Here is a 20,419-nt window from a genome sequence, read left to right as displayed (position 1 = left end):
GATGAGCAGACCGGACTGGGGGGCGTTGCAGCAGGAGTATATTGCTGAATACACCCGCTCCGGTATATCTCCGGTGGCATGGTGTGAAGCAAGGGGACTGAATTACGCAACAGCCCGTCGTTACATCAAAAAACCTCCGAAAAATGCGCAGACAGAAATGCGCAAAACTGCGCAAAAAAGTGCGCAGAAAAAATCTGCGCAGACTGCACAAAAGCGGAACGAAAAATCTCAGGAAAAAAAGCCAGTATTCGATGCGGGCCTGAATGAGGGCGACGCGGAGGAATTTTCGTTCTGTCCCGATGAATTCGGCATTTCTGACCAGCAGGCTAAGTTTGCGATGCTTGTTGCTCAGGGGAAAAAGCCGACAGAGGCGTACCGACTAGCCGGTTATGAGGGGCAAGGTGCGACAGCTAACAGCAACGCCAGTCGTATGCTTAGAAATGCCAGGGTTTTTCGCGCTATCAGCTACTTCCGCAATCAGTACCAGAAACGCTATACCGCAGACCTGGATTTACTGGTGAGTCAGTTGATGGCCATTGTCCTGGCCGACCCCAATCAGCTTGCACAATTTCGCCGTGTTAACTGCCGTTATTGCTGGGGCGAGAATCATCTCTACCAGTGGCGCGATATAGCAGAATTCGACAAGGCAGCGGCGCAGGCTTCCAGAGATGGCAAACCCGAACCGGAATATGGAGGCCTCGGCTTTGTTGATAACGCCATACCCAATCCGGACTGCCCGAAGTGCTGCGGTGAGGGAACGGGACAGCTTTATATGGCTGATACCACTCTGCTTGATGGGGATGCGCGGCAATTATATGCAGGGGCAAAACTCGGAAAATTCGGCGTTGAGATCCTGCTGGAGGATAAGGCTGCCGCCCGGCGTGAATTGTTGCGTTTGCTTTCTGCTGGCGGGGCTTTATGTGCAGATAAGCGGCTACAGGAACTGGAAATTGAACGACGCAGAATGGAAAACCAGAAGCTGCGCAAAGAGATCGAAACGGTGGAAGATAATGAACATCCCCAGCCTGTGGCGATCAATATTAATGTGGTTGATGCCAGAGTAAGGAGTGATGAAGATGATCTCTCCGACGCTTAATGTGCCTCAGGCGCGATTTCTTTCAATGCCCCATAAATTTAAAGCCTATATTGCTGGTTTTGGCTCGGGCAAAACATGGGTTGGGTGTGGCGGCATATGCAAGGGGATTTGGGAGCATCCAGGTATAAATCAGGGATATTTTGCGCCAACGTATCCCCAAATTCGCGATATCTTTTACCCTACAGTGGAAGAAGTTGCTGCTGACTGGGGATTGAACGTAAAAATTAATGAGGGAAATAAAGAGGTTCACTTTTATTACGGACGCCAGTATCGGGGAACCACTATCTGCAGATCGATGGAGAAGCCACAAACGATCGTCGGTTTCAAAATTGGTAATGCGCTGGTGGATGAACTGGACATTTTGCCGAAGGAAAAAGCCAGAACGGCGTGGCGCAAGATAATTGCGCGTATGCGTTATAAGATTGATGGACTTCGCAACGGTATTGACGTTACAACCACGCCGGAAGGATTCAAATTTGTCTACGAGCAGTTTGTTAAAGCCGTGCGTGAAAAAACAGAGCTGGCCTCACTGTATGGTCTGGTGCAGGCATCTACTTTCGATAATGAAAAGAACCTGCCAGCAGATTACATTCCTTCGCTTCTTGAATCATACCCTCCAGAGCTGATTAAAGCCTATCTTCGAGGACAGTTTACTAACCTGACAAGTGGTACTGTTTACCATCAGTTTGACCGGAAACTGAATAATTGCGAAGAAGTGGAGCAGCCAGGGGAGCCGATTTATATTGGGATGGATTTTAACGTTGGAAAGATGGCGGGGATCGTCCATGTGCTGCGTTTGGGGCTTCCATGTGCGGTAACTGAAATCATCAATGCCTACGATACGCCGGATATGATCCGCATCATTAAAGAACGCTTCTGGCTGTATGACGGGAATGATTACCGGAAAGTGAGGGAGATTTATATTTATCCAGATGCTTCCGGAGATTCCAGAAAATCAAGTAACGCAAGTACGACGGATATAGCCCAGCTTAAGCAGGCTGGTTTTAACGTTGTGGTGAACAGCTCGAACCCGCCAGTAAAAGATCGCGTTAACTCAATGAATGCAATGTTCTGCAATGCCAATGGTGAGCGTCGCTATAAAGTTAATGTGAAGCGTTGTCCGGTATATGCCGAATCTCTGGAGCAACAGGTCTGGGATGATAAGGGGGATCCTGATAAAAAATCTGGCAATGATCACCCGAATGATGCCGGAGGTTATTTCATCGTTAAGCAATTCCCTATTGTCAAACCGACCGGAAGAGTCACATCACTTCGGATTTAATTATGGCTGATATATCAACACCCAACCTCGACTATAACGATATGCTGGAGGCGTGGGATATTAACGACGCATTGATGGGCGGTACGCTTGAAATGCGCAGGCAGGGGGAAAATTATCTCCCCAAATGGCCTAATGAAGATGAAGACGCTTATAAAAAACGCCTGTCTGTGGCTACGCTACTTCCTGTGTATGAAGAAAGCATCAAACAAAATATTGGGCGCATATTTGCAGAGCCGACAGTATTGAGTGAGGAAACGCCGGAAAAAATCAGGGAATATGCAGAAAATATCGACATGGAGGGGAGCCGACTGGATGTGTGGGCGCAGCAATTTTTCAGTCTCGCATTTCAGTATGGTGTGGCACATGCGCTGGTGGACTATCCACGAACGGATATGAAAGAGATTCGGACAAAAGCCGATGAAAACGCGGCCGGTGGTCGCCCGTACGTTACGATGCTGAATCCACGCCAGGTTATTGGATGGAAATCGAAAGTTGAAAAAGGGAAAGTTGTTCTCACTGATTTGCGTATAAAAGAGGTCATCATTATTGATGGTGATGATTTCGGGCAGAAGAAGGTGGAGCAGATCCGCCATATTATGCCCCGTCGAGTTGAAATTTATCGACGCAGCGAAGGTACTAATGGCGAATCTGTCTGGACGCTTCATGAGTCATGGAATACCAGCCGTGATGATATTCCTCTGGTAACACTGTATACGAAGAAAACAGGGTTTATGCGTGGTACACCGCCATTGCTTAATCTTGGCTTGCTGAATATCAAGCACTGGCAAAGCCAGAGCGAGCAGGACAATATTCTTCATGTTGCCCGCGTTCCATTGCTGGTGGCCTACGGGCTGGACAGGAATGAAGAACTGACGGTTGGTGCATCCACCGCTACGATTTTTGAGGACAGAACAAAAAATGGCCTCGAATATGTTGAACATAGTGGCGCAGCGATAGAATCTGGCGAAACATCACTTGAGAAGCTGGAAAATCAGATGCGTCATGCCGGCGCTAAACTTCTGCGGGCTGAAAATACATCCACCAAATCTGTTGATCAGACTAATGAAGAGCGGATGCAGGAACACTCGCCGCTTTATACAATGGCGAACTCCCTCGAAGATGCCCTCGATAATATTCTCCAGATAATGGCGGAATGGAGCGGAGAGAGTTGCGGTGGCAATGTGGATGTGCGCACTGAACTGGATGTATCTGCCCAGGTGTTTGACTCATCCTCCGCGCTGGCTGTTCAGTCATTGCGTCAGGGCGGTGATATACGTCAGATTGATGCGGTTCGGGTGTTGCAGGCGTTGAAATTTATCGATCAGGATTCCCGTCCAGAGGAAGTGATCGATGAATTAAAAAATCAGAGTGTAATGCTGATGGAAATCAATGATGCAAACCGTGAATGAACGGCTGCGTGATGAATCAATTGCTCATGCAGTCTGGATATCCCGCTATAGCACTGGTGTGGCTGCCAGAATGGTGAAAATACTGAATGACAGCGATGCGGAGCTTACAGCTCGCCTGCTGGTAGCACTGGACAGCCTCGATCCTGGTAGTTTTACCGTTACGCGCCTGGAGTCACTTCTGGCGAGTGTCAGAGAGGTTAACCGCGCTGCTATTAACAGCATGTTTACCAGTCTCTCCGGAGAGCTGAACGAGCTGGCAATTTATGAGGCTGGTTATCAGTTAAGTCTGTTTGATTCTCTGCTACCTGATTTTGTTGCTGATGTTCACCCTCTGGTTGGTATCTCTTCTGATGCACTTTACGCCGCTGCAATGGCGCGACCATTCCAGGGACGACTGCTCAGTGAGTGGGCCTCAGATCTTGAGGCGGATCGGCTCAGACGCATAACAAATACGGTGCGTCAGGGTTTTTTGCTGGGGGATACCAATGAGCAGATCGCAAGAAAAATTCGGGGACATGTCAGTAAGGGATTTCAGGATGGTGCATTGCAGATGAGCCGGGCTAATGCGGCCAGCATTGCAAAAACAGCGGTTGGACATCTTGCTGCTACTGCTCGTGAGAGTTTTGCACGCGCGAATAATGATTTGATTAAGGGTAAGCAATGGTTATCAACGCTTGATAATCGTACTACGCCACAATGTCGAATCAGGGATCGCCTCAAATATACGCTGGATAATAAACCTGTAGGTCACAGCGTGCCTTATTTGCAGGGGCCGGGAAAAATTCATTTCTGCTGCCGCTCAACGGAAACGTTCATTCTGAAATCAGCGAAGGAACTGGGTATTGATGTTCGTGATATTTCCCCGGTTGAGCGGGCCAGCATGGATGGCGTAGTGGCCGGAGATACAACCTACAGGGAATGGTTTTTGCGTCAGCCTTACACCAGACAAAAACAGATTGTGGGGGAAACCCGGGCAAAGCTGATTCGGGATGGTGGTATGTCGCCAGATGAATTTTACACCGATAAAGGCGAATGGCTGACGCTGAAGCAACTCCGTGAGCGTGATGCACAGGTATTCAGAAAAGCAGGGATTTAAATAAATCATTTATTACAACAGGCTACCTTCGGGTGGCCTTTTTTATTGCTGCGATCCGGATGGTGAGCAGCGTAACTGTCGGAAGACTTAAACCAGGTACTAATATGAAACTGAAAACGGTCGAGATTAACGGAAAACAATACGCAGAAATTGATACTGCTGGCCTGCCAGTTTATGTGCACGACGATGGTAAAGAAATCGGCTTCGATGCACCGCTGGCGACAAAAAAAATTACAGAACTTAATGGCGAGGCAAAAAATCATCGCCTGGCTAAAGAAGCTGCAGAGGAAAAACTGGCTAAGTTTGCCGCTATCGAAGACCCGAAGAAGGCGATCGAGGCACTGGAAATGCTGTCAAAAATCGACCAGAAAAAGCTGATCGATGCGGGACAGGTTGACCAGGTTAAGGCTGAAATTACGAAAAATTTTCAGCAGCAATTAGATGAAGAAAAGCAACGCTCTCAGATGCTGGAGAAGCAGCTTTACGATTCTATGATTGGCGGTAGTTTTGCGGGTTCAAAATATATTGCCGATAAAATTGCGATCCCGGCAGATTTATTACAAGCCCGCTTCGGGCAGGCATTCAAAGTGGAAGAAGGGAAGATCGTTGCTTATGACGCTTCCGGCAACAAAATTTATTCCCGCGCGAAGCCTGGCGAACTGGCGCAGTTTGATGAGGCGCTGGAGTTCCTCGTCGAAAATTACCCTCAGAAAGACTACATCCTGAAAGCCAGTGGCAACAATGGCGGCGGCTCCCGTCCGACACAGCATGATATTGGTCAGAAAACGATGAAACGCTCTGCTTTTGATGCACTGGATGTTGCAGGTAAGCAAAACGCATTGAAAGACGGTATCACAATTGTTGATTAACACATTTGTCAGCTTCCGGATGGGAGCTGGTGTCAGGGCTGGATAGCTCATTACTCCATCTATTCACAATTACGCAAATTTTTAAGGAATATTTAATTATGGCTGGAAATACCCTGACCGGGTTGATCCCGACTATTTATACCGCCCTGGATGTTGTATCCCGTGAGCAGGTAGGTTTTATCCCTGCGGTAGCAAAAAACGCAAAAGCTGACGCCGCAGCAAAAGATCAGACGGTAACCGCGCCAGTTGCGCCTGAGGCGAAAACCGAAGATATCGTACCGGGGCCGTCAGCTCCGAATACCGGTGATCAAAATATTGGCACTGTTGATGTGAAAATTACTAAATCCAAAATGGCACCGGTTAAATGGAATGGTGAAGAACAACTGGCTCTTGGCCCTTCAGGGACTTACAACACCATTCTGGCTGATCAGTTCAAGCAGGCTTTTCGCGCCCTTGCAAACGAGGTTGAGGCTGATCTTGGTGCGTTGTATTTCGGTGCTTCCCGCGCCGTGGGAACCGCAGGGACAACGCCGTTTGGTGTTAAAGATGATCTTTCTGATGCTGCTCTGGCTCGTCAGGTTCTGGAGGATAACGGCGCACCGACAACCGATCTGCAGATGGTGCTTGGCTCCACTGCCATTGCTAATTTGCGCGGAAAACAGTCTGTACTGTTTAAAGTGAATGAATCCGGCACTGAACAGCTACTGCGTGAGGGCGTGTTGGGGCGTCTGGAGGGATTCAATATTCACAGTTCGGCAGGTGTAAAACGAGCGCCAAAGGTTGCTGCAACTGGTTATCTCGTGAATGGCGAGAAAAAAGAAGGCGATGTTCTTATTTCCATTGATACTGGTTCGGGGAGTATTTCTGCAGGTCAGATTGTTACGTTCGCTGGCGATCCGAATCAGTATGTTGTGGCAGCAGCGACCAGCAATCTGATTACTCTTGCAGCGCCCGGACTGCGTCAGGATCTGGCCGATGATACTGCAATCACAGTTGTTGGCTCCTTTACTGCAAATATGGCGTTTGATCGCAACGCGTTTCTGCTGGCATCCCGTACTCCGGCAATGCCGGAAGGTGGCGATAATGCTGATGATGTAATGAATGTTACGGACCCGATTTCAGGGATTACGTTCCAGATTGCACTGTATCGTCAGTATCGCCAGGTGCGCTATGAAGTTGGACTGGCATGGGGTGTTTCATCAGTGAAGCCGGCACATGGTTGTCTGATTCTTGGTTAAACATTCAAACGGGGCTTCGGCCCCATTTTTAATGGAGGGCATATGGCCGGATTAACTAAAGAGCAAAGAGCACAGCGTGAAGCCGCACAAAAAACGCAAATTGAGTTAGTGGTTATGGTGACCGATTATCAGATGTTTCCCGGCGCACCAACTATCGCTAATGTTCATCCTGATGAAGTTGACAACTGGAAAGCTATGGGCTGGAAAACTCAGGAGTAACACATGATCACTTACGTGACCTGTGATGACGTTGATAATGCGTTTGGGAACGCATGGACGAGTGAGAACGCTAAAAATAAAGCTGTTTTAATGGCTAATGCCTGGCTTAATGGCTTCAACCTGAAAATTAACCCATCCCGTATTCCGGAAGAGGTAAAACTTGCGGGAGCATATGCAGCCAGAATTGCCTCATTCGGTAAGTTGTTTCAGCAGAAAAATGATTCTGGCGTTGTTATCAGTAAAGCCGTGTCGGCTGACGGGGTCAGTGTATCGAAATCATTTGCTGAGTTGCCAGCAAACAGCACTGCATTGCTTGAACCCGATTTACAGCTTGCGATAGCACTGCTGAAACCGTACGGACTTAGTCGCTCACAAGTCAGGGTTGTGAGGGGGGGATAATGGGGCTTCGTGAAGAGATTCAGTCAGAGGTTGCCGCTGCTTTTGATGAGGATTTAGCGGACGCCGTGAGTGATTTTTCTGGTTCTTACGTTACGCACCGGCACTGGGATCCTGTGACGGAAACTGGCGGCGAATCCACCGCAATCTATACCGGGCGAGGCGTGTTGACACGTTATAAGCTGGGCAGAATTGATGGGATTAATATTTTGCATGGTGACCTTAAATTAACCGCTCTGGTATGCGAGGTTACGGATAAACCCGCTGTCGACCATATTATTGAGATTTATGATCCTGTATCAAGGCAGTTACAACGATACGAGGTAATTACAGCGAGTGTAGATCCTTCCGCATCAGTTTACTCTATCCAGTTAAGGAGAGCGTAAATGGCAAAGGCATGGGATATAGAACCGTCAATATTTGCCGGGATGATTGAGGAAGATGTGGGGCTGAAGATTCGCTACATCGCTATGCAGATTCTTACTGCTATTGATATTGCTGCTCCGGTTGATACCGGACGTTTCAGAAATAACAACCTGGTGTCGTTACAGCATCCCGATTTTGGTATATCTGATAACGTGGATCCGAACGGTACGATTGCGGTTCAGCGTGGGATCGGGGTTATTTCGAAAGCTGCAAATTACGGAGTTATTTATATCCAGAATAACCTTCCTTATGCAGAGGCTCTTGAAAACGGTCATTCACAACAAGCGCCAACTGGCGTGTATGCCAACGCTTTTCATGGTGTTTTACAGGCTTACAAATGACGTTTACTGAAATCAGAAATACGGTTATTTCCAGAATGACGGCACAGACGATTATTGATGGAAAAGACGTATTGTATCCGAACGGGCCAACGTTCGATCCTTCCGGTAAATTAATCTGGGCGCGGTTAAGTAATATTCCCGGGCAGGCTGGAGTTAATGAAATTGGCGCGGGGCCGGTTGTTTATCGCACGGGGATAATCATTATTCAGTTATTTGTCCCCGCAGGTTCTGGTTCAAAACTCATTACTGAGACAGCCGATAAATTGCGGGAACTGTTTGAGTTTCAGGATGACGATCGTCTCAGTTACCAGGCTGTTTCCTCAATAGCCGTTGGCGAAAAGAATGGCTGGTTCCAGCTTAATCTTCAAATACCATATCGCGCGCTCTAGCGCAATTAATGACATAGGAGGCTCCTGTGAGTTCAGGTGCAAAGGTTATCTCGGCATTTATCCGGGAGACAGTTGCAGGCACTACGCCAGCAAGTGGTGACTGGAGTTTATTAAAACGCACAAGCTGGGGAGTAAAACCCACCCAGAATAAAGGCGAAAATAATGAGATTGGTGGCTCCCGGATGGCTCAGGGGGCGACGCCTGGCACTGTGGATGTCGGCGGTGATGTTGGTACCAAATTTCGCTGGGGTCAACATGATGATTTTCTTGCATCCTGTTTCGGCGCGGAATGGTCAGGCGATTCTCTGACAATGGGGAATGAGCGAATAACATTTTCTCTGGCGACCTATGCGTCCGATGTCGGAATTGCCTCTGTCGTCAGAGGAGCGCAGGTTGGCTCATGGAAAATGCAGATCCCTAACGACGGCGATATTACAGCGACCGTAACCTTTGCCGGGCTGGACTGGGAATCAAAGGCCGATGATACGAATTTTATCAAAGGCGAACCTGTGGATAGTGCAGGAAAGCTACGTTATTCGTTTAAGGAGGTTTCAGCAGTAAGCCTGAATGGTGTTGCCGGAGGTAACGGTTTTTGTATCGACAGTTTTGATATTCAGTTCGATAACAAACTCCAGACACAGCGTTGTATCGGGACTGGCTCGCCTTATGCAGGAGCAAATATTCCGACTACTTTTACACCGTCCGGTACGGTGACGCTTTCATGGTCTAAAGCTGCGTGGGAAATCTGGAGTAAAACACTGACTGGAGAAACAGTTCCGTTCAGCTTCACGCTTTCGAATGGAGAGGGGGCATACACTTTCAGTTTCCCGAAGGTTCAGGTGTCAGGTGAATGGCCTGATGGGGGTAATACCGACATTATCCAGGTTCAATTGAGCATTACCGCAGCAGATGAAGCACCTACGATAACCAGAAAAAAAGCCTCCCCGGCTGCCGTGATCGCAAAAGCCAGTGCTGAGGCGATTAGTTGATTTTCCGTTATTCCCCCTGTGGTACTGCACTACAGGGGGGCGCATTGAATGAGGTTATGGATGTTTATTCTTAATCAGAAAATTATCATCGGTGGTGAACGCTGGTTTACCCCAATGAAGGACTTAAAACCTGTAGACGGGTTAAAACTGTTGGTGGCAAGCAGCGATAACGATCAGTATCGCTCCCGTAATGCATTAATCCGTCGCCACATTGAGAAAATGGATGCCAGTTTGCACGTCGGAACGAAGGAGTTTGATATTGCAAAGGTTTCCGAGGTGGATTCTGTTGATGATTTACTCATTGATAATGCTGCTCGTTATCTGCTGAAAGACTGGAAAGGGGTTGGTGAACTGGTTGATGGTGTTGAGGTTGCACTGGAATATACGCCAGAACGAGGGATCGCGCTGCTTAAGCAGAATCCGGAGTTGTACTGGCAGATCCTTGCAGAAGCAGCCAGCATCGCCCAAGGTAAAGAGCAGCAGAAGCAGGATACGATAAAAAAGCCATAGCCGCCCAGCGGTGGTTATCGGAGTTCGGGGGAGAAAAGGGTGAAAAGGCAAGATGGAAGCGAGAAAAACTCAGGTTGCCACCGATACCGGAACCAGAAATAGACCCGGTGCTTAAGGAATTGTTGTACGCCTATTCGGTAATATCCCGTGCCCGACGTTATGCTGGAATGACTGGGGTGCCTTTGCCTTTATCTCTGACAGAGATAAATGAATATTTAGCCACTCATCCGGTATTGATTGAGCGCGATGAATTTGAAGCAGTGATCTTTGCACTGGATGACCAGTATTTTCAGGAGCAGTGTGTGTAGTTGTTAATTACGTACACTCTGTTACAGAGATGTGATGGTGTCTTTAATTAAATCGATGATGCTCCTGGAGAAAAGCATTGCGTGGCCTCGTAATCGCTATATCTACTATTATGTCGCCTGAAACCCACTTCGGTGGGTTTTTTGTTGTCAGGAGTTTTAATGAATGGCAGAGCAAACCTCGCGTCTCGCAATAATTATTGATAGCACTGGAGCGAAAAATAATGCTGACAATCTGGCCTCCTCATTAGTCAAAATGACGCAGGCTGGGGAAACTGCTGCAAATAGCGCAGGGAAAGTGACTAAGGCAACAGAAGATGAGAAGAACGCGCTCGCAAAATTAAAAGCAGCTATTGATCCAGTTGGTGCCGCAATTGATACTGTCGGTCGACGCTATTCTGAATTAAAGAAATTTTTCGATAAAGGGCTTATTGATAAAGAAGAATATGAATTTCTTGTCCGTAAACTTAATGAAACCACAGAGGAATTGAGCGGGGTTGCGCAAGCGCAGAGAGAAGCCGAGAAGGCCGGAAAACTTGCTGCCGCCCAGCAGGAAGCGCAGGCTCAGGCCTTTCAAAGAATGCTGGACAAGATCGACCCTCTGGCTGCGGCGCTAAGAAATCTTGAACAACAGCAGGATGAACTTAATGCTGCGTTTGCATCCGGGAAAATAAATGGTTCTCAGTTTGAGAATTATAGCCGAAAAATACAGGAAACACGGCGAGAGCTTACCGGAGAGGCTCAGGCAGAGCGAGAAGCAGCAAAAGCGCATGATGAACAGGTTGCTGCTTTGCAACGTCTGATTGCTCAACTTGATCCTGTCGGAACTGCTTTTAATCGTCTGGTAGAACAACAGAAACAGCTCAATGAAGCAAAAGCTAAGGGGATGCTTTCTCCTGAAATGTATGAGGAGCTTTCTGGAAAACTTCGTGCTATGCGGAGTGAGCTTGAGGTTACTCAATCGCAATTAAGCAAAACCGGAATGTCGGCAAAACAAACGGCTTTTGCTATGCGCATGTTGCCTGCACAAATGACGGATATTGTTGTTGGGTTGTCCACTGGTCAGTCGCCATTTATGGTGTTAATGCAGCAGGGCGGCCAGCTAAAAGATATGTTCGGTGGGATTGGCCCGGCGATCAAAGGTGTAGGTTCTTATGTGCTGGGATTAATTAATCCTTTTACCCTGGCCGCAGCAGCCGTTGGCGTCTTAGGGCTGGCTTACTATAAAGGCTCTCAGGAGCAGGACGAATTTAATAAATCTCTTATTCTTACCGGAAATCAGTTGGGGACAACCAGCGGGCAATTGGCCGATATAGCTCAACGTGCCGGGAATGCGGCTGATTCGACAACTGGCGCTGCGGCGGCAGTATTAAACCAGCTTGTGCGTTCGGGAAAGGTAGCGAGCAGTTCGCTGGAGCAAGTGACGACAGCGATAGTAAAAACGAGCGAAGTAACAGGAATATCAACCGAACAACTGGTTAATGACTTCAATGAAATTGCAAAGGATCCTGTCAGTGCTATATCAAAACTTAATGATCAGTACCATTTTCTGACACTTGCGACTTATAACCAGATTAAGGCGCTACAGGATGAAGGGAACCAGCAGGAGGCCGCCCGCATTGCGACAGAAGCATACTCATCCTCAATGATCCAGCGCACCAACCAGATTAAAGAAAATCTTGGTTATCTTGAGACTGCATGGAAAGCTGTCGCAGACTCCGCAAAATGGGCATGGGATTCCATGCTGGATATTGGCCGTGAGGCCTCCCTTGATCAAAAAATCTCAGATGTTCTCCGTCAAATTGATGAAATAGAAAAAAATACCCGACCCGGAGTTTTCGGGTTAGGTGGCATTGGAGATGGCGGAGCTCAAAATAAAAAGCTGGCACGATTAAAGCAGCAATTGGGCGTACTTCAAGCAGAAAAAATTGCTCAGGACGTACTAAATTCATCAATAAACGATTACAACAAGCGACAACAGGAAGGAATTGAACTCAGACAGAGAGCAGATGCTTTTTCAAAACAATATCAGACCCGGGAGCAGCAGAGAGCTAGTGAACTTGCAAAACTGGAAAAGCTAAAGAATCAGTATTCAAAGGAAGAATATAATAATCTTATCGCTCAAATAAATGAGCGTTATAAAGATCCAAAGCAACCAAAGGCGAAAGGTTATTCGGATGATGCTGCCCAACGAATGATTGATCATCTGAATCAACAGAATGCGTTACTAAGTTCACAAGCTGAATTGACCGTTAAATTAAGTTCCTCTGAACAGGAACTGGTTAAGTGGCGTCAGCAGATTGCCGACCTGGAGTCACGACCGTCATCGAAATTAACCCAGGATCAGAAATCGCTTCTCTTACACCGGGAAGAAATAACCGCGTTGATGGAGAAAAATGTTGCGATTGAAAAAAATAACAGGCTAATCAAGGAATCCGCCGAAATAGCTGCATGGCGTGATTCATTGCAGGCTTCGATTGATAATCGTCAACAGGGGTATGACATTCAGATTGCTGGTTATGGGGTTGGCGATAAAAATCAGCAACGCCAGCAGGAATTACTGCGGATTAAACGTGAATATAACAATCAGCGTCTGCAACTTGAACGTGACTATGCAGATAAATCCCGTGGAATGTCAAATCATGTTTTTCAGGAGAAAATGCAGGCTCTGAATGATGCTCTGGAACGAGAAAAAGAAATTGTCAGCCAGATAAACGAGCAGCTCGATATTCAGGCAAGAGACTGGATTAGTGGTGCCTCCCAGGGATTCAATAACTGGCTGGATGACACTAAGGATATCGGTGCGCAGATAAAATCAACCACGACTCAGATGTTTGATGGGATGACCGATGCGCTAGGTGATTTTGTCACGACAGGCAAGGCAAATTTTCGTTCTTTCGCTACTTCCGTGATTTCGGATCTTAGTCGAATTGCATTAAAGGCTTCAATTACTGGGATTTTCGACAGCATTAGTAACAGTTCTTCTGGGGGTATTTTAGGAACTATCGGGAGTGCTATTAGTAAATTTATTCCGAATGCAAAGGGCGGTGTTTATGAGTCTCCGTCATTGAGTACATATTCGAACGGTATTTATGACTCCCCGCAATTTTTTGCTTTTGCAAAAGGAGCTGGTGTTTTTGGTGAGGCTGGACCGGAAGCTATTATGCCATTAACGCGAACTTCCGATGGTTCTCTTGGTGTCAGAGCTATTAATAGTAAAAGTGGTAATGGAGGCAGAGATATTACTTATGCCCCTGTATACCAAATCACTATTCAAAATGACGGCCAGAATGGAGAGATTGGTCCTCAGGCAATAAAAGCACTTATGGGGATGGTTGATCAGCGGGTGCAGGGCGCTCTGTTAAATATGCGACGTGATGGAGGAATGTTAAGTGGCTAATACGGAAGAATTTTACTGGTTACCAGAGGATGGAATGAAAACAGAAAATAAGCCATCGATAAAAACTGTAAGATTTGGCGATGGTTATGAACAACGAAGCCCAAACGGACTTAATCATTCTCTGCGTGTTTTTACCTGTGATTTCAGGGTTGAGGCGAATGAACGTAATTCATTTGAACTGTTTCTGGCTCGGCATGGAGGCTATAAATCTTTTTTTTGGCGCCCGCCGGGTATTAACAGAAAAATCAGAGTGGTGTGTCGAACGTGGTCAGCGACAGAACATATCACCTATACCGATTTTTCGTGTCAGTTTGACGAAGTGGTGATCTGATGCAGGACATACGACAGGAAACACATCATGAGACGACACGCCTTACTCAGTCAGCCCAGGTGGTGCTCTGGGAAATCGATCTGACAGAGGTCGGTGGTGAACGTTATTTTTTCTGTAATGAGCAGAACGAAAAAGGTGAGCCGGTCACCTGGCAGGGGCGGCAGTATCAGGTATACCCTATTCAGGGGACGGGATTTGAACTGAACGGTAAGGGTAGTGCTGCCCGTCCGACACTGACGGTCTCTAACCTGCACGGCATGGTCACCGGGATGGCGGAAGACCTGCAGAGTCTGGTCGGCGGAACGGTGGTCAGGCGTAAGGTTTACGCCCGTTTTCTGGATGCGGTGAACTTCGTCAACGGAAACAGCGACGCCGATCCGGAGCAGGAGGTGATCAGCCGCTGGCGCATCGAGCAGTGCAGCGAACTGAGTGCGGTCAGTGCCTCCTTTGTGCTCTCCACACCGACGGAAACGGATGGTGCTGTTTTTCCGGGGCGCATCATGCTGGCCAACACCTGCACCTGGACCTATCGCGGTGATGAGTGCGGTTATCATGGTCCGGCTGTCGCGGATGAATATGACCAGCCGACGTCCGATATCACGAAGGATAAATGCAGCAAATGCCTGAGCGGCTGTAAGTTTCGCAATAACGTCGGCAACTTTGGCGGCTTCCTTTCCATTAACAAACTTTCGCAGTAATCCCATGACACAGACAGAATCAGCGATTCTGGCGCACGCCCGGCGATGTGCGCCAGCGGAGTCGTGCGGCTTCGTGGTGAGAACGCCGGAAGGGGAAAGATATTTTCCCTGCGTGAATATCTCCGGTGAGCCGGAGGAGTATTTCCGGATGTCGCCGGAGGACTGGCTGCGGGCAGAAATGCAGGGTGAGATTGTGGCGCTGGTCCACAGCCACCCCGGTGGTCTGCCCTGGCTGAGTGAGGCTGACCGGCGGCTGCAGGTGCAGAGTGATTTGCCGTGGTGGCTGGTCTGCCGGGGTGAGATTCATAAATTCCGCTGTGTGCCGCATCTCACCGGGCGGCGCTTTGAGCACGGGGTGACGGACTGTTACACGCTGTTCCGGGATGCTTACCATCTGGCGGGGATTGAGATGCCGGATTTTCATCGCGGGGATGACTGGTGGCGTAACGGTCAGAATCTCTATCTGGATAATCTGGAGGCCACAGGGCTGTATCAGGTGCCGTTGTCAGCGGCGCAGCCGGGCGATGTGCTGCTGTGCTGTTTTGGTTCATCGGTGCCGAATCATGCCGCTATTTACTGCGGCGACGGCGAGCTGCTGCACCATATTCCTGAACAACTGAGCAAACGAGAGAGGTATACCGACAAATGGCAGCGACGCACACACTCCCTCTGGCGTCACCGGGCATGGCACGCATCTGCCTTTACGGGGATTTGCAACGATTTGGCCGCCGCATCGACCTTCGTGTGAAAACGGGGGCCGAAGCCATCCGGGCGCTGGCCACACAGCTCCCGGCGTTTCGTCAGAAACTGAATAAGGGCTGGTATCAGGTGCGCATTGCCGGGCGTGATGCAGGCGAAAATGAATTATCTGCCCGTCTTAATGAGCCGCTGGCAAATGGTGCCGTGATCCACATCGTGCCGCGTCTGGCAGGAGCTAAAAGTGGCGGTGTGTTTCAGGTGGTGCTTGGGGCGGCGCTGATTGCGGTGGCATGGTGGAACCCTGTGGGCTGGCTAGGTGCCGCGGCTGTATCGGGCATGTATGCGGCAGGGGCCAGTATGATCCTGGGCGGAGTGGCGCAGATGCTGGCACCGAAAGCCAGGACGCCCACGGCAGCCAGTACAGATAACGGCAAACAGAACACCTATTTCTCCTCACTGGATAACATGGTTGCCCAGGGCAATGTTTTGCCTGTTCTGTACGGTGAAATGCGCGTGGGGTCGCGGGTGGTTTCTCAGGAGATCAGCACGGCAGACGAAGGGGATGGTGGTCAGGTTGTGGTGATTGGTCGCTGATGCAGAATGTTTTATGTGAAACCGCCTCCGGGCGGTTTTGTCGTTTATGGAGCGTGAGGAATGGGTAAAGGCAGCAGTAAGGGGCATACCCCGCGCGAAGCGAAAGATAACCTGAAGTCCACGCAGTTGCTGAGTGTGATTGATGCCATCAGCGAAGGGCCGGTTGAAGGTCCGGTGAATAGCTTAAAAAGCGTGCTGCTGAACAGTACGCCGGTGCTGGACAGTGAGGGGAATACCAACATCTCCGGCGTCACGGTGGTGTTCCGGGCCGGTGAGCAGGAGCAGACACCGCCGGAGGGATTTGAATCCTCCGGCTCCGAGACGGTGCTCGGTACAGAAGTGAAATATGACACGCCGATCACCCGGACCATCACGTCGGCAAACATTGACCGTCTGCGTTTTACTTTCGGCGTGCAGGCACTGGTGGAAACCACCTCAAAGGGGGACCGGAATCCGTCGGAAGTCCGCCTGCTGGTTCAGATACAACGTAACGGTGGCTGGGTGACGGAAAAAGACATCACCATTAAGGGCAAAACCACCTCGCAGTATCTGGCCTCGGTGGTGGTGGATAACCTGCCGCCGCGCCCGTTTAATATCCGGATGCGCAGAATGACACCGGACAGCACCACAGACCAGCTGCAGAACAAAACGCTCTGGTCGTCATACACCGAAATCATTGATGTGAAACAGTGCTACCCGAACACGGCACTGGTCGGCGTGCAGGTGGACTCGGAGCAGTTCGGCAGCCAGCAGGTGAGCCGTAATTATCATCTGCGCGGGCGTATTCTGCAGGTGCCGTCGAACTATAACCCGCAGACGCGGCAATACAGCGGTATCTGGGACGGAACGTTTAAGCCAGCATACAGCAATAACATGGCCTGGTGTCTGTGGGATATGCTGACCCATCCACGCTACGGCATGGGGAAACGTCTTGGTGCGGCGGATGTGGACAAATGGGCGCTGTATGTCATCGGCCAGTACTGCGACCAGTCGGTGCCGGACGGCTTTGGCGGCACGGAGCCGCGCATCACCTGTAATGCGTACCTGACCACACAGCGTAAGGCGTGGGATGTGCTCAGTGATTTCTGCTCGGCGATGCGCTGTATGCCGGTATGGAACGGGCAGACGCTGACGTTCGTGCAGGACCGACCGTCGGATAAGGTGTGGACCTATAACCGCAGTAATGTGGTGATGCCGGATGATGGCGCGCCGTTCCGCTACAGTTTCAGCGCCCTGAAGGACCGCCATAATGCCGTTGAGGTGAACTGGATTGACCCGGATAACGGCTGGGAAACGGCAACAGAGCTTGTGGAGGACACGCAGGCCATTGCCCGTTACGGTCGTAATGTCACGAAGATGGATGCCTTTGGCTGTACCAGCCGGGGGCAGGCACACCGCGCCGGGCTGTGGCTGATTAAAACGGAGCTGCTGGAAACGCAGACCGTGGACTTCAGCGTGGGTGCTGAAGGGCTTCGCCATGTGCCGGGCGATGTCATTGAAATCTGCGATGATGACTATGCCGGTATCAGCACCGGTGGTCGCGTGCTGGCGGTGAACAGCCAGACCCGGACGCTGACGCTCGACCGTGAAATCACGCTGCCATCCTCCGGCACCACGCTGATAAGCCTGGTTGACGGAAATGGCAATCCGGTCAGCGTGGAGGTTCAGTCCGTCACCGACGGCGTGAAGGTGAAAGTGAGCCGGGTTCCTGACGGCGTTGCTGAATACAGCGTGTGGGGGCTGAAGCTGCCGACGCTGCGCCAGCGCCTGTTCCGCTGCGTGAGTATCCGTGAGAACGACGACGGCACGTATGCCATCACCGCCGTGCAGCATGTACCGGAAAAAGAGGCCATCGTGGATAACGGGGCGCACTTTGACGGCGACCAGAGCGGCACGGTAAATGGTGTCACGCCGCCAGCGGTGCAGCACCTGACCGCCGAAGTCACCGCAGACAGCGGGGAATATCAGGTGCTGGCGCGCTGGGACACGCCGAAGGTGGTGAAGGGCGTGAGCTTTATGCTTCGCCTGACCGTGGCAGCGGATGACGGCAGTGAGCGGCTGGTCAGCACGGCCCGGACGACGGAAACCACTTACCGCTTCACGCAACTGGCGCTGGGGAACTACAGGCTGACAGTCCGGGCGGTAAATGCCCGGGGGCAGCAGGGCGATCCGGCGTCGGTATCGTTCCGGATTGCCGCACCGGCAGCGCCGTCACAGATTGAGCTGACACCGGGCTATTTTCAGATAACCGCCACGCCGCATCTTGCGGTTTATGATCCGACGGTACAGTTTGAGTTCTGGTTTTCTGAAACGAAGATTTCAGATATCTCACAGGTGGACAAATCTGCCCGCTATCTTGGTACGGCGCTGTACTGGATAGCCGCCAGTATCAATATCAGGCCGGGCCATGATTATTATTTTTACGTTCGCAGTGTGAACACCGTTGGCAAATCGGCATTCGTGGAGGCTGTTGGTCGGGCGAGCGATGATGCGGAAGGTTACCTGGATTTTTTCAAAGGAAAGATAACCGAATCCCATCTCGGCAAGGAGCTGCTGGAAAAAGTCGAGCTAACGGAGGATAACGCCAGCAGACTGGAGGAGTTTTCGAAAGAGTGGAAGGACGCCAGTGATAAGTGGAATGCCATGTGGGGCGTCAAAATTGAGCAGACCAAAGACGGCAAACATTATGTCGCGGGTATTGGCCTCAGCATGGAGGACACGGAGGAAGGCAAACTGAGTCAGTTTCTGGTTGCCGCTAACCGTATCGCGTTTATTGATCCGTCTAATGGCAACACAAGACCAATGTTTGTTGGTCAGGGCGATCAGATATTCATGAACGACGTGTTCCTGAAACGCCTGACGGCTCCGACCATTACCAGCGGCGGTAATCCTCCGGCATTTTCCCTGACACCGGATGGGCGGCTGACGGCGAAAAATGCCGATATCAGCGGTAACGTGAATGCGAACTCCGGGACGCTCAACAACGTCACGATTAACGAGAACTGTCGGGTTCTGGGAAAACTGTCCGCCAATCAGATTGAAGGCGATCTCGTTAAAACAGTGGGCAAAGCTTTCCCCCGGGACTCCCGTGCACCGGAACGGTGGCCATCAGGGACCATTACCGTCAGGGTTTATGACGATCAGCCGTTTGACCGGCAGATTGTTATTCCGGCGGTGGCATTCAGCGGCGCTAAACATGAGAGAGAGCATACTGATATTTACTCCTCATGCCGTCTGATAGTGCGGAAAAACGGTGCTGAAATTTATAACCGTACCGCGCTGGATAATACGCTGATTTACAGTGGCGTTATTGATATGCCTGCCGGTCACGGTCACATGACGCTGGAGTTTTCGGTGTCAGCATGGCTGGTAAATGACTGGTATCCCACAGCAAGTATCAGCGATTTGCTGGTTGTGGTGATGAAGAAAGCCACCGCAGGCATCAGTATCAGCTGAATTTTATAACCCATATACGGGCGCCAGAAATGGCGCCTTTTTTATTGCAGAAAAGCGAGAGGTAATTATGCGTAAAGTTTGTGCAGCCATTTTGTCCGCAGCCATCTGTCTGTCCGTATCCGGTGCGCCTGCATGGGCGTCTGAACATCAGTCCACACTGAGCGCAGGGTATCTTCATGCCCGTACGAACGCTCCCGGCAGCGATAATCTGAACGGGATTAACGTGAAATACCGTTATGAGTTTACGGACACGCTGGGGCTGATTACGTCCTTCAGTTATGCCAATGCTGAGGATGAGCAAAAAACGCACTACAGCGATACCCGCTGGCATGAAGATTCCGAGCGTAACCGCTGGTTCAGCGTGATGGCGGGGCCGTCTGTACGCGTGAATGAATGGTTCAGCGCGTATGCGATGGCGGGTATGGCTTACAGCCGTGTGTCGACTTTCTCCGGGGATTATCTCCGCGTAACTGACAACAAGGGGAAAACGCACGATGTGCTGACCGGAAGTGATGACGGTCGCCACAGCAACACGTCTCTGGCGTGGGGGGCTGGTGTGCAGTTTAACCCGACCGAATCCGTGGCCATTGATATTGCTTATGAAGGCTCCGGCAGTGGTGACTGGCGCACTGACGGTTTCATCGTGGGTGTCGGTTATAAATTCTGATTAGCCAGG

The 20,419-nt window shown here is 50.1% G+C and carries 20 protein-coding genes; all 20 read left to right on the top strand.

All coding sequences use genetic code 11. The features are described 5' to 3' along the window. Position 1 precedes the first annotated feature (1 nt). The 20 genes from ACK8NJ_RS12430 (at position 2) to ACK8NJ_RS12335 (ending at position 20,410) form a co-directional block, all read left to right on the top strand. The gene (locus ACK8NJ_RS12430; RefSeq protein WP_000089437.1) at positions 2-1,096 is read left to right on the top strand and encodes a terminase small subunit; all 1,095 of its coding nucleotides are present in this window, start codon (positions 2-4) and stop codon (positions 1,094-1,096) included. After that, complete coding sequence (locus tag ACK8NJ_RS12425; RefSeq protein ID WP_411961666.1) at positions 1,077-2,378, top strand: terminase large subunit domain-containing protein; 1,302 nt, start codon at positions 1,077-1,079, stop codon at positions 2,376-2,378. The genes ACK8NJ_RS12430 and ACK8NJ_RS12425 overlap by 20 nt, the downstream gene beginning before the upstream one ends. A 2-nt stretch (positions 2,379-2,380) precedes the next feature. Beyond that, positions 2,381-3,787, top strand: coding sequence for a DUF4055 domain-containing protein (locus ACK8NJ_RS12420; RefSeq protein WP_000763705.1), 1,407 nt, complete (start codon positions 2,381-2,383; stop codon positions 3,785-3,787). Then, positions 3,771-4,883, top strand: a complete 1,113-nt coding sequence (locus tag ACK8NJ_RS12415; RefSeq protein ID WP_024188982.1) for a phage minor head protein — start codon at positions 3,771-3,773, stop codon at positions 4,881-4,883. Before ACK8NJ_RS12420 ends, ACK8NJ_RS12415 begins: the two co-directional genes overlap by 17 nt. A gap of 104 nt (positions 4,884-4,987) precedes the next feature. After that, entirely contained in the window at positions 4,988-5,752 is a 765-nt protein-coding gene (locus ACK8NJ_RS12410; protein ID WP_000770040.1) for a DUF6651 domain-containing protein, read from the top strand. Positions 5,753-5,850: 98 nt separating this feature from the next. Then, on the top strand, positions 5,851-6,990 hold the full coding sequence (locus tag ACK8NJ_RS12405) for a P22 phage major capsid protein family protein (protein ID WP_001526967.1): 1,140 nt from the start codon (positions 5,851-5,853) through the stop codon (positions 6,988-6,990). Positions 6,991-7,032: 42 nt separating this feature from the next. Beyond that, positions 7,033-7,209, top strand: coding sequence for a hypothetical protein (locus ACK8NJ_RS12400; protein WP_000908084.1), 177 nt, complete (start codon positions 7,033-7,035; stop codon positions 7,207-7,209). A 3-nt stretch (positions 7,210-7,212) separates the two neighbouring features. Next, entirely contained in the window at positions 7,213-7,608 is a 396-nt protein-coding gene (locus tag ACK8NJ_RS12395) for a hypothetical protein (protein WP_000634210.1), read from the top strand. After that, on the top strand, positions 7,608-7,991 hold the full coding sequence (locus ACK8NJ_RS12390; RefSeq protein WP_000524260.1) for a hypothetical protein: 384 nt from the start codon (positions 7,608-7,610) through the stop codon (positions 7,989-7,991). Before ACK8NJ_RS12395 ends, ACK8NJ_RS12390 begins: the two co-directional genes overlap by 1 nt. Continuing rightward, a complete protein-coding gene (locus ACK8NJ_RS12385) occupies positions 7,992-8,372 on the top strand; it encodes a hypothetical protein (protein WP_001029819.1) in 381 nt (126 codons plus the stop codon). Beyond that, positions 8,369-8,761, top strand: coding sequence for a phage tail terminator-like protein (locus ACK8NJ_RS12380; RefSeq protein ID WP_001526972.1), 393 nt, complete (start codon positions 8,369-8,371; stop codon positions 8,759-8,761). The genes ACK8NJ_RS12385 and ACK8NJ_RS12380 overlap by 4 nt, the downstream gene beginning before the upstream one ends. 26 nt (positions 8,762-8,787) lie before the next feature. After that, a complete protein-coding gene (locus ACK8NJ_RS12375) occupies positions 8,788-9,750 on the top strand; it encodes a phage tail tube protein (protein ID WP_001516456.1) in 963 nt (320 codons plus the stop codon). 150 nt (positions 9,751-9,900) lie between these two features. Beyond that, on the top strand, positions 9,901-10,260 hold the full coding sequence (ydaY, locus tag ACK8NJ_RS12370) for a protein YdaY (protein WP_122984268.1): 360 nt from the start codon (positions 9,901-9,903) through the stop codon (positions 10,258-10,260). Between the two features lie 471 nt (positions 10,261-10,731). Further along, on the top strand, positions 10,732-13,965 hold the full coding sequence (locus ACK8NJ_RS12365) for a phage tail tape measure protein (RefSeq protein WP_411961665.1): 3,234 nt from the start codon (positions 10,732-10,734) through the stop codon (positions 13,963-13,965). Next, positions 13,958-14,296: a phage tail protein gene (locus ACK8NJ_RS12360; protein WP_000024053.1), complete on the top strand. Its 339-nt coding sequence runs from the start codon at positions 13,958-13,960 to the stop codon at positions 14,294-14,296. Before ACK8NJ_RS12365 ends, ACK8NJ_RS12360 begins: the two co-directional genes overlap by 8 nt. Beyond that, a complete protein-coding gene (locus ACK8NJ_RS12355; protein WP_001526979.1) occupies positions 14,296-14,994 on the top strand; it encodes a phage minor tail protein L in 699 nt (232 codons plus the stop codon). Before ACK8NJ_RS12360 ends, ACK8NJ_RS12355 begins: the two co-directional genes overlap by 1 nt. Positions 14,995-14,998: 4 nt before the next feature. After that, positions 14,999-15,742, top strand: coding sequence for a C40 family peptidase (locus tag ACK8NJ_RS12350; protein ID WP_411961664.1), 744 nt, complete (start codon positions 14,999-15,001; stop codon positions 15,740-15,742). Then, the gene (locus ACK8NJ_RS12345) at positions 15,640-16,287 is read left to right on the top strand and encodes a tail assembly protein (RefSeq protein ID WP_032198003.1); all 648 of its coding nucleotides are present in this window, start codon (positions 15,640-15,642) and stop codon (positions 16,285-16,287) included. Before ACK8NJ_RS12350 ends, ACK8NJ_RS12345 begins: the two co-directional genes overlap by 103 nt. Positions 16,288-16,347: 60 nt before the next feature. Next, complete coding sequence (gpJ, locus tag ACK8NJ_RS12340) at positions 16,348-19,743, top strand: phage attachment tail tip protein J (RefSeq protein WP_411961663.1); 3,396 nt, start codon at positions 16,348-16,350, stop codon at positions 19,741-19,743. 67 nt (positions 19,744-19,810) lie between these two features. Next, the gene (locus ACK8NJ_RS12335; protein WP_060565155.1) at positions 19,811-20,410 is read left to right on the top strand and encodes an Ail/Lom family outer membrane beta-barrel protein; all 600 of its coding nucleotides are present in this window, start codon (positions 19,811-19,813) and stop codon (positions 20,408-20,410) included. Positions 20,411-20,419 lie beyond the last annotated feature (9 nt).

The sequence above is a fragment of the Escherichia sp. F1 genome, assembly GCF_046764225.1.
GTDB lineage: Bacteria > Pseudomonadota > Gammaproteobacteria > Enterobacterales > Enterobacteriaceae > Escherichia > Escherichia coli.
Note: the sequence above shows the minus strand (reverse complement) of the source record. Positions and strands in the feature narration are given on the sequence as shown.

Excerpts from the sequence above, each read along its gene's own strand:
- ACK8NJ_RS12380 (WP_001526972.1), top strand. The coding sequence starts at position 8,369 with ATGACGTTTACTGAAATCAGAAATACGGTTATTTCCAGAATGACGGCA.
- ACK8NJ_RS12405 (WP_001526967.1), top strand. The coding sequence starts at position 5,851 with ATGGCTGGAAATACCCTGACCGGGTTGATCCCGACTATTTATACCGCC.
- gpJ (WP_411961663.1), top strand. The coding sequence starts at position 16,348 with ATGGGTAAAGGCAGCAGTAAGGGGCATACCCCGCGCGAAGCGAAAGAT.
- ACK8NJ_RS12430 (WP_000089437.1), top strand. The coding sequence starts at position 2 with ATGAGCAGACCGGACTGGGGGGCGTTGCAGCAGGAGTATATTGCTGAA.
- ACK8NJ_RS12350 (WP_411961664.1), top strand. The coding sequence starts at position 14,999 with ATGACACAGACAGAATCAGCGATTCTGGCGCACGCCCGGCGATGTGCG.
- ACK8NJ_RS12365 (WP_411961665.1), top strand. The coding sequence starts at position 10,732 with ATGGCAGAGCAAACCTCGCGTCTCGCAATAATTATTGATAGCACTGGA.
- ACK8NJ_RS12335 (WP_060565155.1), top strand. The coding sequence starts at position 19,811 with ATGCGTAAAGTTTGTGCAGCCATTTTGTCCGCAGCCATCTGTCTGTCC.
- ACK8NJ_RS12390 (WP_000524260.1), top strand. The coding sequence starts at position 7,608 with ATGGGGCTTCGTGAAGAGATTCAGTCAGAGGTTGCCGCTGCTTTTGAT.
- ACK8NJ_RS12385 (WP_001029819.1), top strand. The coding sequence starts at position 7,992 with ATGGCAAAGGCATGGGATATAGAACCGTCAATATTTGCCGGGATGATT.
- ACK8NJ_RS12415 (WP_024188982.1), top strand. The coding sequence starts at position 3,771 with ATGCAAACCGTGAATGAACGGCTGCGTGATGAATCAATTGCTCATGCA.
- ACK8NJ_RS12420 (WP_000763705.1), top strand. The coding sequence starts at position 2,381 with ATGGCTGATATATCAACACCCAACCTCGACTATAACGATATGCTGGAG.
- ACK8NJ_RS12410 (WP_000770040.1), top strand. The coding sequence starts at position 4,988 with ATGAAACTGAAAACGGTCGAGATTAACGGAAAACAATACGCAGAAATT.
- ACK8NJ_RS12355 (WP_001526979.1), top strand. The coding sequence starts at position 14,296 with ATGCAGGACATACGACAGGAAACACATCATGAGACGACACGCCTTACT.
- ACK8NJ_RS12400 (WP_000908084.1), top strand. The coding sequence starts at position 7,033 with ATGGCCGGATTAACTAAAGAGCAAAGAGCACAGCGTGAAGCCGCACAA.
- ACK8NJ_RS12345 (WP_032198003.1), top strand. The coding sequence starts at position 15,640 with ATGGCAGCGACGCACACACTCCCTCTGGCGTCACCGGGCATGGCACGC.
- ACK8NJ_RS12395 (WP_000634210.1), top strand. The coding sequence starts at position 7,213 with ATGATCACTTACGTGACCTGTGATGACGTTGATAATGCGTTTGGGAAC.
- ACK8NJ_RS12425 (WP_411961666.1), top strand. The coding sequence starts at position 1,077 with ATGATCTCTCCGACGCTTAATGTGCCTCAGGCGCGATTTCTTTCAATG.